The sequence below is a fragment of the Streptomyces sp. NPDC042100 genome (assembly GCF_055582325.1).
On record NZ_JBVJDK010000001.1, the window covers coordinates 191,154 to 204,387 of the forward strand.

Annotated in this window: 15 protein-coding genes; 4 read left to right on the forward strand and 11 right to left on the reverse strand. The window is 73.0% G+C overall.

The window, feature by feature from the left end:
• Positions 1 to 73 precede the first annotated feature (73 nt).
• A complete protein-coding gene (locus ACZ6J5_RS00955; protein ID WP_469386339.1) occupies positions 74 to 271 on the forward strand; it encodes a hypothetical protein in 198 nt (65 codons plus the stop codon).
• A 101-nt stretch (positions 272 to 372) separates the two neighbouring features.
• Here the strand turns inward: ACZ6J5_RS00955 and ACZ6J5_RS00960 are convergent, their stop codons facing one another.
• The 10 genes from ACZ6J5_RS00960 to ACZ6J5_RS01005 form a co-directional block, all read right to left on the reverse strand.
• Positions 373 to 1,425, reverse strand: coding sequence for a helix-turn-helix transcriptional regulator (locus tag ACZ6J5_RS00960; RefSeq protein ID WP_469386341.1), 1,053 nt, complete (start codon positions 1,423 to 1,425; stop codon positions 373 to 375).
• Between the two features lie 48 nt (positions 1,426 to 1,473).
• Complete coding sequence (locus ACZ6J5_RS00965; RefSeq protein ID WP_469386343.1) at positions 1,474 to 2,508, reverse strand: LuxR C-terminal-related transcriptional regulator; 1,035 nt, start codon at positions 2,506 to 2,508, stop codon at positions 1,474 to 1,476.
• 97 nt (positions 2,509 to 2,605) lie between these two features.
• A complete protein-coding gene (locus ACZ6J5_RS00970; RefSeq protein WP_469386344.1) occupies positions 2,606 to 3,046 on the reverse strand; it encodes a Fur family transcriptional regulator in 441 nt (146 codons plus the stop codon).
• Positions 3,047 to 3,164: 118 nt separating this feature from the next.
• Entirely contained in the window at positions 3,165 to 4,064 is a 900-nt protein-coding gene (locus tag ACZ6J5_RS00975; protein WP_469386346.1) for an SAM-dependent methyltransferase, read from the reverse strand.
• 269 nt (positions 4,065 to 4,333) lie between these two features.
• Complete coding sequence (locus tag ACZ6J5_RS00980) at positions 4,334 to 4,609, reverse strand: GNAT family N-acetyltransferase (protein ID WP_469386348.1); 276 nt, start codon at positions 4,607 to 4,609, stop codon at positions 4,334 to 4,336.
• Between the two features lie 308 nt (positions 4,610 to 4,917).
• Entirely contained in the window at positions 4,918 to 5,829 is a 912-nt protein-coding gene (locus ACZ6J5_RS00985) for a M56 family metallopeptidase (RefSeq protein ID WP_469386350.1), read from the reverse strand.
• Positions 5,826 to 6,200, reverse strand: coding sequence for a BlaI/MecI/CopY family transcriptional regulator (locus ACZ6J5_RS00990; RefSeq protein WP_469386352.1), 375 nt, complete (start codon positions 6,198 to 6,200; stop codon positions 5,826 to 5,828). The genes ACZ6J5_RS00985 and ACZ6J5_RS00990 overlap by 4 nt, the downstream gene beginning before the upstream one ends.
• Before the next feature lie 271 nt (positions 6,201 to 6,471).
• Complete coding sequence (locus ACZ6J5_RS00995; protein WP_046906527.1) at positions 6,472 to 6,753, reverse strand: metal-sensitive transcriptional regulator; 282 nt, start codon at positions 6,751 to 6,753, stop codon at positions 6,472 to 6,474.
• A gap of 32 nt (positions 6,754 to 6,785) precedes the next feature.
• The gene (locus ACZ6J5_RS01000) at positions 6,786 to 9,056 is read right to left on the reverse strand and encodes a heavy metal translocating P-type ATPase (RefSeq protein WP_469386354.1); all 2,271 of its coding nucleotides are present in this window, start codon (positions 9,054 to 9,056) and stop codon (positions 6,786 to 6,788) included.
• 91 nt (positions 9,057 to 9,147) lie between these two features.
• Positions 9,148 to 9,438, reverse strand: coding sequence for a cation transporter (locus ACZ6J5_RS01005; protein WP_362478490.1), 291 nt, complete (start codon positions 9,436 to 9,438; stop codon positions 9,148 to 9,150).
• A gap of 216 nt (positions 9,439 to 9,654) precedes the next feature.
• Here ACZ6J5_RS01005 and ACZ6J5_RS01010 point away from each other — a divergent pair, with 216 nt between their 5' ends.
• A complete protein-coding gene (locus ACZ6J5_RS01010) occupies positions 9,655 to 10,650 on the forward strand; it encodes a hypothetical protein (protein ID WP_469386357.1) in 996 nt (331 codons plus the stop codon).
• Between the two features lie 54 nt (positions 10,651 to 10,704).
• A complete protein-coding gene (locus ACZ6J5_RS01015) occupies positions 10,705 to 11,418 on the forward strand; it encodes a copper homeostasis protein CutC (protein ID WP_469386359.1) in 714 nt (237 codons plus the stop codon).
• Positions 11,419 to 11,469: 51 nt separating this feature from the next.
• On the opposite strand, the gene ACZ6J5_RS01020 is transcribed toward ACZ6J5_RS01015, so the two are convergent.
• The gene (locus ACZ6J5_RS01020; RefSeq protein WP_469386361.1) at positions 11,470 to 12,033 is read right to left on the reverse strand and encodes a hypothetical protein; all 564 of its coding nucleotides are present in this window, start codon (positions 12,031 to 12,033) and stop codon (positions 11,470 to 11,472) included.
• 239 nt (positions 12,034 to 12,272) lie between these two features.
• Between ACZ6J5_RS01020 and ACZ6J5_RS01025 the strand changes: the two genes are divergently transcribed.
• Entirely contained in the window at positions 12,273 to 13,154 is an 882-nt protein-coding gene (locus ACZ6J5_RS01025; protein WP_469386363.1) for an aminoglycoside phosphotransferase family protein, read from the forward strand.
• Positions 13,155 to 13,234 lie beyond the last annotated feature (80 nt).

Sequence of the window (13,234 nt, forward strand, 5' to 3'; positions counted from 1 at the left end):
GATGTCTTCAGGGAACGCCCGGCGGCACGGGCCCCCAGAAAACAAAAATCGCATTCTGAATCCTGGAGGAATCATGTCCGCTCAGCAGAACACCGGAATTCGCAAGACCGTCCGTCAGTTCATCCTCGCGCTGGTCGCCTGTATAGCCGTCGGATCCGGCGCCGCCGCCGTGGCCGCCGCCCCCGACTCCGCCCCCGCCGGGCAGCAGCAGGCCGGTGTCACCGACGACTGGCCGATGTCCACGCGTACCCCGGCCCCGCCGGTCAACTGAATTCCTGCTCCGCGCATGTGATTTCACCATACGAAAGGCCCCGCAATCGCTGCCACGGTCGCGGGGCCTTTACGCGTCCTCTTCACGGGCCGGCTTTCGGGTCAGTCCAGCCAGCCCAGCCGGACGGCTCTGACCCCGGCTTCGAATCGCGACGAGGCGCCCAGTTCCTGCATGAGTTCGGAGAGCATCCGGCTCACCGTGCGCAGGGAGACGCCGAGAGTCCGCGCGATCTTCTCGTCCTTCATTCCGGTGGCGAGCATCCGCAGCGCCGAGCGCTGCTGCTCCGACATGCCGTCGCCGCCCCGCTCGGGCACCACGTCGTCGCCGTACGGCACGGCCGTGTGCCAGCAGTGCTCGTACAGGCTCAGATAGGAGCCGACGATGAGCGGCCCGCGGGCCAGGATCGCGCCCCGGCCGGGCGCCTCGGGGTGGAGCGGGACGATGGCGTACTGCTGGTCGACGATGACCATGGTCATGGGGAGCTGGGGCGCCGTGCGGACCTCGACACCCAGCTCGACCCGGCGGTTCAGGACCGCCGCGGCCTCGGGCCGGTTGGCATCGCTGCTGCGGTAGATGGCGCGGACCCGGACCCCGTTGTCGAGCTTGCGGCGGTCGCGCTCGAAGATCCGCTCGGGCACCTGCAGGGCGGGGCCGGTCGGGTACATCGAGCAGGACGCCTCCTGGGTGACGTCGATGATGTCTTCCAGCGCCTGCTGGATCCGCCGGTAGTCGGTGATGGCCTCGACGGCGATCTGGGAGCTGGTCAGCGAACCGGGCCGCAGGAAGGTTCCGGCGAGCGTTTCGAGCGTGCTGTACGCCTGGTCCGCCTCGGTCAGGTGCTCCCGCAGCCGCGCCCGTTCGCGGTCGAGGAGGCGCAGCAGCGCGATCTCGGGGTCGACCGACGCCACCGCGTCCGTGTCGGGCCGCCACTCGGAGTTCCGCAGGTCGGCGATGGTGGCGTGGGTGCTGGTGGTGGGGACGATCAGTCCGAGCGAGGTCAGTTCGGTGCGACATCGCTCGTACTCCTCGGGCCCGAGGCCTAATTCTCGTGACACCGCGCTGAAGTTCGACACGCCTCGCCTGCGCAGCTCCTGATACAGGGTCACCAGTGTCTCGGTCGCCTTGTCCCCGATGCCGTCGCCCGCCGTGGTCATGACGAACTTCCCCCTCGCCTCACGCATTCGACCTTCAGGACCGTCAGGCTACGCCGTGAACTCGTGCGTCTCGCCGTCGAGAAGGCCCAGCCGGACGGCCTTCACGCCGGCCTCGAAGCGGCTGGCCGCGTCCAGTTCCTGCATCACCTCGGAGATCAGCCGGCTGACCGTGCGGAGCGAGACGCCCAGGTTCCGGGCCACCTGCTCGTCCTTGATCCCCGAGGCCAGCATCCGCAGCGCGGCCCGCTGCTGCTCGGTGAGGCCGCCGCCCTGGTCGGTGGGCGCCTCCTCGTGCCCGTACGGGGTGGCGGCGTGCCAGCAGTACTCGTACAGGGCGCGGTAGGAACGCACCAGGCCCGGTCCACGGGCCAGGATCGTGGCCGAGGCCGGGTCGTGCGGATCGGTCGGCAGCAGGGCGAAGTCGTCGTCGGCCAGCACCATGTTCATGGGGACGACGGAGGAGAGGCGGATCTCCACGCCGACCTCGGCGCGCGCGGCCAGATGCTGGACCATCTCCGGGATCTGGCCCATCCGGTGCCCGTACATGGCCTGAACCCGCACCCCGCGCGCCGCCCGGCTGCGGTCCCACTCCAGTTCCAGCGCCATCTCCTCGCGGCGCACCGAGCCGGTCAGCATCGAATGGACCGACTGGCGGACCGTATCCGTCAGGTTCGCCAGCTCCCGGCGCACCCGCTCGGGATCGTCGACGATCTCGACCTCGACCTCGGAGCCCGGTTCGAGACCCGCCCGCAGAAACGGTCCGGCGAGCGTCTCCAGCGTGGTGTGCGCCCGGCTGGTCTCGGCCAGCCGGCTCTCCAGCCGGTCCCGCTCGTGCTGGAGCAGGTGGAGCAGGGCGACATCGGGGGCGACGACGACGGGGGCGGGCCGCTCGGGGGTGATGTGCCCGTGGTCGAGCAGCCCGAGGGAGATGAGCTCGTCCCGGCACCGCTCACGCTCGGCCTCGGACAGGTCGAGACGGCGGGCGACGAGCTCGAAGGGGTCGGCCGGAGTGGCGCGAAGTGCCTGGTAGAGAGTGAGGGCCTGTTCGCTTCCCGCTCGCGCTCCGGCGGCGTTCTTGGACACGGCGCAGCAGACTCCCCTCGGATCGCGCGGATCCCGTTGACACGCCCCGCTCGACCCTGCCACAAATTCGAACGCGACGCACGGTGTTCAAGCGCTTTCAGCGCGAACGGTGCTCTTCGTCGCAGTCGGGGCAAACACCCTTGAAGACCACCTCGGCGTCGCTCATCCGCCACCGCGGCAGGCTGCCGCGCGGCGGGGCGGGGGCGGTCGCGTCCACGTTCTCCACCCGGCCGCACTCCACGCACAGGGCGTGCTGGTGCGGGGGGCCCGAGACCTCGAAGACGGCCGGGAGGCCGGGCCGGTCGAACTTGCTGACCAGGCCCGTCTCCTGGAAGTGGCGCAGCATCTCGTACACGGCCTGGCTGGTCAGCGTGCCCAGCCGCTCGCGGGCGGTCGCGGTGATCGCCTCGACGTCCAGATGGCCGCCGGCGGCGAGCACGGTGAGCACCTCAAGACGCGGTCCGGTGACCCGCAGCCCGACGTCGCGCAGGCGCTGGATCACCGCCTCGCGGCCCGTCAGCTCTTCCACGACTGCCATCTTCTCCGCCCGCCACCTGGTCGGCCCAAACCTTTGTGGGCATCGTACCTCTTGGCCGTCCTTGTCGTCAGTGCCCCCGCCGGGTCGGTCCCGGCGCCGCGCCCCCGGCGCCGGCCGGTCAGTCGTCCGTCCGGCAGACCAGGAGGACGCTCTCGGTCCGCTCGTCGATCCGCTGCCGCCGCCGGCCCTCGATGTGCAGTCCGGCCGAGTGCAACTCGGCGGCCAGGTGCTCGCCGTCCACGATCCACTTGTCGGTGGTCAGCACGACCCGCTCGGTGGAGAGCTTGCCGGTGCGCGCCGAGTAGTAGGTGATCCGCTCGCTCATCGCGCGCAGGTCGAAGACCTGCCGGGCCACCACCCACTCGTCGATCCCGTCGAACCGCGGCACCTGGAAGGCCCAGGTGCGCTGCGGCTCCGCGATCAGCCCCGGCACCTGGTGCGCCGTGTAGTCGAGCGCGAGCGCTCCGCCCGCCCCCAGGTGCGAGGCGATCTCGCGCAGCAGCCGGGGCCGGGCGCGGGGCGGCACGGCGGAGACCATCGCGCCGGCCAGCAGGGCCAGCCGGTAGTCGCCGTCGAGCCGCAGCTCGGTGAGGTCGGCCCGGGTGGTCACGATCAGCTCGGCGACCTGCGGGCCGATGCGCCGGGCCCAGGACTCGAGGCGTTCCAGGGCGGGGCCGTCCCGGTCCACGGCCTCCACGGCGAAGCCGTGCCGGGCGAAGGGGACGGCGAGCCGTCCGGCGCCGGAGCCGAGATCGAGGACGGGGCCGCCGGTGGACCGGGCGAGGCTGAGGTACCGGACGATGTCGGCGCTGTGCGGGCCGAGGAGCGCGTCGTGGAGCCAGACCGAGTCCTCGTCGCCGGGGGAGACCGTTTCGAGTCCGGGAAGGGTGTCGGACTTGATCCGGATGCCGGCGCCGGGGGCGGGCAGTTCCAGGGGGCCGAGCGCGTCGAGCGTCCCGACCGGGGTGCCGGAGTGGCCGTATCGGGACGGCAGGACCGGCGCGAGCGCTGCGGGCACAGCGGGCAGGGAAGTGCCGCTCGGTGTGTGCATCGCTCCTCCAGAGGCTCGCTCGGTCCATGCCGTCCGGGCGAGTTCCCGTGCCGCCGGGTCCGCGCCGCTGTGCTCCATCCTGGCCGGGGACGGAGGACGGATTCCAGCGGATCCGGGGGCGTGAACACGCGATGGCGTGTGTCTGCCACGAACGCGTGGAGCAGGGACTGCTGAGCGATTCCGGGCGGTCCCGGGAGCGGCGCCCGGGGCGGGCGCGGAGCCTGGCGGCTCCCGTGTCAGAGCGCGCGGTTGAGGCGGGTGGGGCCCAGGGGGAGGAAACCGAGGCGGGTGAGGAAGGGGAGCGAGGGGTCGTCCTCGCTCGGCAGCGTGACCCGCAGCTCGGTGGCACCGTAGCCGCGCATCCGCTCGCCGGCCGCCGTGAGCAGGGCGGTGCCCACGCCGCGCCTGCGGGCGTCCGGGGCGACGGCCAGCGCGTAGACCTCGCCCTCGCCGGGGAGCGGCACTCCGCCGGCCGCGACGCCGATCAGGGCGCCGTCCGGTCCGGCCGCCACCAGCCAGCCGAGCCAGCCGGGCGCGCCGCCGGGAATTTCAATTTCGGCACGGATACGGGGTAGTGCGCATTGTGACGAGACAAGTCGGCCGGTCGGTATTTCTCCGAGTATTTCCGTATAGCTGCCCCGAATGGACTCGGCAAGCAGCCTGGATATGGTCGTCGCGTCCGCGGCACCCGCCGCCCGCACGTGACCCAGCTGCATTGGTTCGTACCCTTCGACGTGCCGAGCTCAACGCCAACATACCTACAATAGCGGGGAATTCAGACGGCCGTGACCGATGTGAAATCTACGAATTCACTTAGTATTTAATTGGGGAACGAGCAGCAAGCGATGATCAGTGGCGCCGCGGCGAGTCCGGCCGTGGCGATCGTCAGCAGCCCGCGCAGCACCGGGTGCCCGGCGCTGTGCGGGGTGAGGATCCGGCGCATCCGCAGCGCCGCCGAGGGCCCGCCCGCCGCGAACGCCTCGCGGGGCGCCCGGCCCGAGGCCAGCGCGTACAGCGCGGTCGCCAGCGCGTCGCGCGAACACCGCAGCAGCGCCCGGTCGTCGGCGGCCATCTCCAGCAGCAGCGGCACCGCCGTGGCGCCGTGCCGGGCGAGCGGCAGGCGCGGGAAGGCGGCGACGAAGGACTCGGTCGCGGCGACCAGGATGTGGTGCCGCCCGGAGATGTGGGCCCGCTCGTGCGCGAGGGCGGCGGCGAGCTGCGCGGGGGTGAGGGTGCGCAGCGCGCCGGAGGAGACCACCACCCGGCGGGAGCGGCCAGGCAGGCAGTAGACGGCGGGGTGTTCGTGGTCCAGGACGGTGGCCCGCAGCTCGGAGTCGTAGCGGCCGACGAGCCGCAGCGTCTCCGCGTGCCGCCGCCGCAGCCGGCGGGCCCGCAGCAGGGCGCGGGCGAAGCCGACGAGGGGGACGCCCAACAGCCCGGCGGCGACCGCCCCGCCGACGTACTCCCGCCCGTCGAGGTGGAGCAGGCTCTCGGCGGGCGGGAAGCGGAAGGCGAACACCACGTCGCTGACCCGGTGTCCGGTGCGGGCGGGCAGGATCAGCTGGAGGGCGAGCCCGGCCAGGCTGGCGGCGAAGACCGCCCCGCTCGCGGCCCAGACGGCGAGCGCGAGCCGGGGCACCTGCTGCGCCCAGCGGGCCCGGACCAGCAGCCAGGGCACCAGCAGGCCGGTACACAGGGCGAGTCCGAGCGGGGGCAGGGTGTGGTGGTTCATCCGTCCTCGCCGTGGGCGCGCCGGGCCGTGCGCAGGGCCGCGTCGAGGGCGGCCATGTCCTCGTCGGAGATGGTCTCGACGAAGCGGAGCAGCGCGGCGGGCCGGTCCTGGCTGTCGCCGAGCGCGTCCTGCATGAGGCCCGCGGTGTACTCGTCGCGGCTGCGGACGGGCTCGTACAGCCAGGCCCGGCCCGTTTTCTCGCGGCGCAGCCAGCCCTTGCGGTGGAGTATGTCGGCGACCGTCATCACCGTGGTGTAGGCGACCCGGCGCCCCAGATTGATGTCCTCGACGATCTCGCGGACCGTCGCGGGCCGCTGCCAGGCCCACAGCCGGTCCATGATCTCGGCCTCCAGCTCTCCCAGCCGGCGCACGTGCATCCCCTCCCGTCACGGGCGGCTCATCGTACGGGCCGCCTCACCCGCTCAGGTATACCCCCCAGGGGTACGATGGCGGGATGACTACTCCGATACGGAACCGCCCCTGCGCGAAGGTGTGCGGCCTCGAAGTCCCCGGTTCGGCGGAGCTGGTGCTCCTGCGTCAGGTGCTCGGCCTGTGTCTTCGGCTGAGCGTCCGGCTGTCCACTGGCTGCCCTTCGCACAAGGGCGGTTGACTCTCTCTTTACTTGTCCGGGCGCCGACTGCGTCAGGTCCGGATCAGGCGGGCGATGGCCTTGGAGGCCTCTCCCACCTTGACCTTGGCCTGATCCCCGCCGGCCTCGATGGCCTCCGTGACGCAGCAGCTGAGGTGCTCGTCCAGGAGGGCCACCGCGCAGGACTGGAGCGCCGCGTTGATGGCGGAGACCTGGGTGAGGACGTCGATGCAGTAGACGTCCTCGTCCACCATCCGCTGCACCCCCCGGACCTGGCCCTCGATGCGCCTCAGGCGTCTGATGATGTCTTCCTTGTGCTGTCCGTAACCGGCCACGTCGGCCTCCTCGTCACATCACGGGCCGACGGCTACTTGTCGGCGGCTTGGAAACCACGCAGGCGGAGGCTGTTGCCGACCACGAAGACCGAGGAGAAGGCCATCGCCGCTCCGGCGATCATCGGGTTGAGCAGTCCGGCCGCGGCGAGCGGCAGGGCGGCCACGTTGTAGGCGAAGGCCCAGAAGAGGTTCGAGCGGATGGTGCCGAGGGTCTTGCGGGAGAGCCGGATCGCGTCCGCCGCCGCCCGCAGGTCGCCCCGTACGAGGGTCAGGTCGCCGGCCTCGATGGCGGCGTCGGTGCCGGTGCCCATCGCGAGGCCGAGGTCGGCCTGGGCGAGCGCGGCGGCGTCGTTGACGCCGTCGCCGACCATGGCGACCGAACGGCCCTCCGCCTGGAGGCGCTTGACGACGTCGACCTTGTCCTGCGGCATGACCTCGGCGATGACCTCGCCGATGCCGACCTCGGCGGCGACGGACTCGGCGACCGCCTGGTTGTCGCCGGTGAGCAGGATCGGGGTGAGACCCAGGGCGCGGAGCCGGCGGATGGCCTCGGCGCTGGTCTCCTTGACCGCGTCGGCGACCTCCAGGACCGCGCGGGCCTCGCCGTCCCAGGCGACCGCGATGGCGGTCTTGCCGGCCTTCTCGGCCGCGTCCTTGGCGGCCTTGAGGGACGGGCTGAGCTCCATCGCCCACTCTTCGAGCAGCTTCTCGCGGCCGACGAGCACGGCGTGGCCGTCCACGATGCCCTGGACGCCGAGTCCGGGGATGTTGGCGAAGTCCTCGGGGGTGGGCAGGGTGCCGACGCGGGCGGCGGCGCCGGTGGCGACGGCCTGGGCGATCGGGTGCTCGGAGGAGTGCTCCAGGGCGCCCGCGAGGCGCAGCACGTCGGTCTCGTCGGTGCCGGCGGCGGTGTGGACCTTGATGAGGGTCATCCGGCCGGTGGTGACGGTGCCGGTCTTGTCCAGGACGATGGTGTCGACCTTGCGGGTGGTCTCCAGGACCTCCGGGCCCTTGATCAGGATGCCGAGCTGGGCGCCGCGCCCGGTGCCGACCATGAGGGCGGTCGGGGTGGCGAGCCCGAGGGCGCAGGGGCAGGCGATGATCAGGACGGCGACGGCGGCGGTGAACGCGGCGGTGAGGCCCTGTCCGGTGCCGAGCCAGAAGCCGAGGGTGCCGAGGGCGAGCGCGATGACGATCGGCACGAAGACGGCGGAGATCTTGTCGGCGAGGCGCTGGGCGGCGGCCTTGCCGTTCTGGGCGTCCTCGACCAGCTTGGCCATCCGGGCGAGCTGGGTGTCGGAGCCGACCCGGGTGGCCTCGACGACCAGCCGGCCGCCGGCGTTCAGGGTGGCGCCGGTGACGGAGTCGCCGGCCGAGACCTCGACGGGCACGGACTCGCCGGTGAGCATGGAGGCGTCGACGGCGGAGGAGCCCTCGACGACGGTGCCGTCGGTGGCGATCTTCTCGCCGGGGCGGACCAGGAAGCGGTCGCCGACCTGGAGTTCGGCGGTCGGGACGGTGATCTCCCGGCCGTCCTTGAGGACGGTCACCTCCTTGGCGCCGAGCTGCATCAGCGCCTTGAGCGCGGCGCCCGCCTTGCGCTTCGAGCGGGCCTCGAAGTAGCGCCCGGCGAGGATGAAGGCGGTGACGCCGGCCGCGGCCTCCAGGTAGATGTTCCCGGCGCCGTCGGTGCGGGCGATGGTGAACTCGAAGGCGTGGGTCATGCCGGGGGTGCCGGCGGTGCCGAAGAACAGCGCCCACAGGGACCACAGGAACGCGGCGATGGTGCCGACCGAGATCAGCGTGTCCATGGTCGCGGCGCCGTGCTTGGCGTTGGTCCAGGCGGCCTTGTGGAAGGGCCAGGCGGCGTAGACGACGACCGGCGCGGTGAGCGTGAGGCTCAGCCACTGCCAGTACTCGATCTGGAGGGCGGGGACCATCGCCATCGCGATGGTGGGCACGGCGAGCGCGACGGCGGTGATCAGGCGCTGCTTGAGCGGGCGGAGCTCGGCGTCGGCGATCTCCTCGTCGGTGGGGCCCTCGGGGCCGCCGGCGGAGGCGGCCGGGCGCTCGGGCTCGGGCTCCTTGGCGGTGTAGCCGGTGGCCTCGACGGTGGCGATCAGCGCGGCGACGTCGATGTCGGCGTCGAAGGTGACCTTCGCCTTCTCGGTCGCGTAGTTGACGGTGGCCTCGACCCCGTCCATGCGGTTGAGCTTCTTCTCGATACGGGCCGCGCACGAGGCGCAGGTCATGCCGCCGATGGCGAGCTCGACCTGGGCGGTGCCCGGAGTGGTCGTTGTCATGAAACTGCTCCTCGGTGTAGCGAGTTCGGGGGCCGGGGCCCGGGCGTGGCGGGCGAGCCCCGGCGGCCGGTTACGACACGGGGGTCGCCGGTCAGGCGCGGCCGGTCAGCTCGTAGCCCGCGTCGTCGACCGCCGCGGCGATCGCGGCGTCGTCGGGCTCGCCGCCGGTGGTGACGGTGACCCGGCCGGCCGCGATGTCGACGTCCACGGAGATGACGCCGTCGAGGGCGGAGACCGAGTTGGTGATGGCGGTCTTGCAGTGGCCGCAGGTCATGCCGGAGACGGCGTAGACGGTGGCGGTGGTGTCGGCGACGGCGGTGGCCGTCGTGATCTCGACCGTGCCGGTCGAGCAGCTGTTGTCAGGGGTGCAGCAGGAGCCCATGTCTTCCTCCAGTGTTTCGGTGAACGATCCGAATACCCTCGGGGGGTATCGATCTGTATCCATGTATACCCCCCTTGGGTATCAGAAGCAAGCGTGGCCTTGACTTGACTTGATACCCCCTAGGGGTATGGTGAAGTGCATGAAGGTGAGACTCGCGGGCTGTCGCAGCGCCTGGGCCGGAGCTCACGACATCCCCGTACGCATGGGAGAGCAGCCATGAACACCGGAGTGAAGATCACCGCCTTTGCCGCCGCGCTCGCCGCGACCTTCGGGACCGCGTACGGGGTGGGCAAGGGCGTCGGCCCGGTCGGTGGCGACCCGGCGCCGGGCCACGGCGGGCACGCCGCCGCCGCGCCCACGAAGCCGGGGGCCGAGGCCGGGGGCCACGCCGGCCACGGGGAGGAGGCGGGCGCCGCGAGCGCCCCCGCCGCGGGCGGGCTCCAGATCTCCGACGGCGGCTACACGCTGGCCCTGGACACCCCGACCCCGCCGGTCGGGGCGAGCACCCTGAAGTTCTCGATCAAGGACGCGAACGGCCGGAAGGTCACCGCGTTCACCACCGAGCACGGCAAGGAGCTGCACTTCATCGTCGCCTCGCGCGACCTGACGGTCTTCCGCCACCTGCACCCGGTGAAGGGTGCCGACGGCACCTGGACGGTCCAGGCGGACCTGCCGGCGGCCGGCGGCTACAAGGCCTTCGCCGACTTCAAGCCCGCGGTGAAGGACGCCAAGGGCGTCACGCTCGGCGCCGACCTCTCGGTGCCCGGCGCGTTCAAGCCCCAGCCGCTGCCGCCGGTCGCGCCGACCGCCGACGTGGACGGCTACCAGGTCCGGCTCGGCGGCACCCTCGACCCCGGCAAGGCGGGTGAGCTCCGTCTCACCGTCACGAAGGCGGGCAAGCCGGTGACGGACCTGGAGCCCTACCTCGGGGCGTACGGCCACCTGGTCGCGCTGCGCGACGGCGACCTCGCCTACCTGCACGTCCACCCCAACGAGGGCGGCCCCGGCCCCGACGTGTCCTTCACGGCGACGGCGCCGAGCACGGGCACGTACCGTCTGTTCCTGGACTTCCAGCACGAGGGCAAGGTCCGCACGGCGGCGTTCACGGTCCGCGCGGGAGCGGCCCAGCCGGCCGCGCCGGCCGCCTCCCCGGCCGCCCCGACCGCGTCTCCTTCGGCCGCGCACGATGCGGGAGGCCACTCCCACGGCTAGTCTGGTCATTGGACTAGACCTATAAGCCGTGTGATCACTGGAGGAATGGGCTCGATGAGCAACCGTGCAGTGCTGGAGGTGATCGCCCTCGACGAGGAGGACGCGGTCGCGGCCCAGGCCGGTGGAGCGGACCGCCTGGAGCTGGTCACCGACATGGCGGCGGACGGGCTCACCCCGTCCACGACCGGCTTCGCGGCCATCCGTGCCGCCGTGGACATCCCGCTGCGCGTGATGCTCAGACTCACGGACGGCTTCTCGGCCGGCGGTCCCGGACAGCTCGACACCCTGGTGGCCCGCGCCACGGAGCTCCGCGAGGCGGGCGCCGACGAGTTCGTCCTGGGCTTCCTCACCCCGTCGGGCGAGCCCGACCTGGTCGCCGTCGAGCGCCTGATCGCGGTCCTGGACGGCTGCCGCTGGACCTTCCACCGGGCGATCGACCGCACCCCCGACCGTGACGCCCTGCGCAAGCGCCTCGCGGACCTCCCGGGCCTCGACACCTACCTGACGGCGGGCTCGGCCAAGGGCGTCGACGACGGCCTGACCACCCTGACCGAGGAGGCGGCCCGCACCGGCGAACCCGGCTACGAGCCCCAGATCCTGGTCGGCGGCGGCCTCCGCCTCGACCACCTCCCGACGCTCCGCGCGGCGGGCCTGGACGCCTTCCACATCGGCGGCGCCGCCCGCCCCGCCGGCTGGACCGCCCCGGTCTCCGCCCCGGCGGTCCGCACCTGGCGCGAGGCGCTGGACACGGCGCTGGACGAGGCGTGACGAGCCGGCCGCGGGCCCTCGGGAACCCCCGGGGCCCGCGGCCGGACGCCGCTACGAGACGGTGGGCACCTCGGGCGCCTCGGCCTCCGGCCGGAGGGTGAACCCGCAGGGCAGGACCTGGGTGAACCGGTCGGCCCCCCGGGCATAGGCGAACCGGCAGGAGGAAGGCTCCCCGCGCACCTCGCCGGTCACCCGGACCTTGACGGCCGGGTAGACGTGGCTCCGCTCGCCCGGCGCCAGCCGCAGCGGCCGCGCCGAGTGGTCCGCGTACCGCTCGCTCGGGAACTCGGGGCTGCCGTCCGGCACCATCAGGAAGGGCGCCCCGGTCTCGTCGGCGTCGAACGCCGCGTACCGCTCGGCCCGCAGCCCCCGGGGCAGGTCGACCACCTGGACGCCGAGCACCTCGACGGGCGCGCCCGACCGGTTCCGCACGGCGGGCAGCGTGACCCACCAGGCGTCACCGACCCGCGCGTGCTCGTACCCGGCGCCGTGCACGGCCCCGTCGAGGGCGTTCCCCTCCAGCGGCCGGGAGCCCCCGCCGAGGACGGCGTAGGAGCCGAACGCCAGCAGCAGAGCGAGCACGGACCTGCCGACGAGCACCGAAGAGCGACGCACGATTCCCCCACGAGATCCCGGACCGGACGGGCACGCCGCCGATCCACCAAGTTGCCTGGTCAGGGCCCTGATGCCGCCATTAGACGCAGCGACGGAACCCCGGTCAACCCTCAGCCGCGCACACCGCGAGAACTTGATCGACATCTGAGCTTCGGGCGCTGCGGCAGTCGGGGCGGCGGGCGTCCGGTCCGGCCGAATTCCATGGCGCGGGCGTCCTGTGCCCCACTAGCCTCGCGCGCATGTCGCTGATCCCCGATGTCGATGCCGCGCTCGTCCGGCGGCTGGTCGCCGCGCAGTTCCCCCGGTGGGCGGGGGCCGAGGTGCGGGTGGTGGAGTCGGCCGGGACCGACAACGCGATGTTCCGGCTCGGGGACCGGCTCGTCGTGCGGCTGCCGAAGGCCGCGTGGGCCGTCGAGCAGGTCGAGAACGAGCAGCGGTGGCTGCCCGCGCTCGCCGGGCGGCTGCCGCTGCCCGTGCCGGTGCCCGTCGCGCTCGGTGAGCCCGGGGAGGGCTACGGGCAGCGCTGGGGCGTGTACGAGTGGCTGGACGGCGACGACGCCGTGCGGGCGCCCGTCGCCGACCCGGCGCACGCGGCCGTCGCGCTCGGGCGGTTCGTGGCCGCCCTCGGCGGCATCGACGCGACCGGCGCGCCCCGCTCCTTCCGGGGCGGGTCCGTCGCCGAGTGGGCCGAGGGCGGCATGGAGCCCGCCGTGCGCGAGCTCGCCGCCGACGACACCCTGGACGCCCCGGCCGCCCTCGCCGCCTGGGAGGCCGTGCTGGCGCTGCCGCAGCGGGACGGGCCGCCCGTGTGGGTCCACGGCGACCTGCTGCCCGGCAACCTCCTCACCCGCGACGGCCGCCTCAGCGCCGTCATCGACTTCGGCGGCCTCGGCACCGGCGACCCCGCCTGCGACCTGCTCGGCGCCTGGTCGCTGCTCACCCCCGGCACCCGCCCGCTGTTCCGGGAGGCGGCCGGCGCCGACGACGCGACCTGGGCGCGCGGGCGGGGCTGGGCGCTCGGCTGGGGCGTGGTGACGGAGGCGTACTACCGCCACCGCAACCCCGTCCTCGCCGCCGTCGCCCACCGGACCTGGACGCAGGCGCTGGGGGAGTTCGCGTAGCCGGGCCGCCCGCGGGGGCTCGCGCCCGGCCCGGCCCGGTCTGCCGTCGGCTCACCCCGAAGGAGCCCGACTCGGCCCCG

Excerpts from the sequence above, each read along its gene's own strand:
- ACZ6J5_RS00955 (WP_469386339.1), top strand. The coding sequence starts at position 74 with ATGTCCGCTCAGCAGAACACCGGAATTCGCAAGACCGTCCGTCAGTTC.
- ACZ6J5_RS00960 (WP_469386341.1), bottom strand. The coding sequence starts at position 1,425 with ATGACCACGGCGGGCGACGGCATCGGGGACAAGGCGACCGAGACACTG.
- ACZ6J5_RS00970 (WP_469386344.1), bottom strand. The coding sequence starts at position 3,046 with ATGGCAGTCGTGGAAGAGCTGACGGGCCGCGAGGCGGTGATCCAGCGC.
- ACZ6J5_RS00985 (WP_469386350.1), bottom strand. The coding sequence starts at position 5,829 with ATGAACCACCACACCCTGCCCCCGCTCGGACTCGCCCTGTGTACCGGC.
- ACZ6J5_RS01000 (WP_469386354.1), bottom strand. The coding sequence starts at position 9,056 with ATGACAACGACCACTCCGGGCACCGCCCAGGTCGAGCTCGCCATCGGC.
- ACZ6J5_RS01005 (WP_362478490.1), bottom strand. The coding sequence starts at position 9,438 with ATGGGCTCCTGCTGCACCCCTGACAACAGCTGCTCGACCGGCACGGTC.
- ACZ6J5_RS01010 (WP_469386357.1), top strand. The coding sequence starts at position 9,655 with ATGAACACCGGAGTGAAGATCACCGCCTTTGCCGCCGCGCTCGCCGCG.
- ACZ6J5_RS01015 (WP_469386359.1), top strand. The coding sequence starts at position 10,705 with ATGAGCAACCGTGCAGTGCTGGAGGTGATCGCCCTCGACGAGGAGGAC.
- ACZ6J5_RS01025 (WP_469386363.1), top strand. The coding sequence starts at position 12,273 with ATGTCGCTGATCCCCGATGTCGATGCCGCGCTCGTCCGGCGGCTGGTC.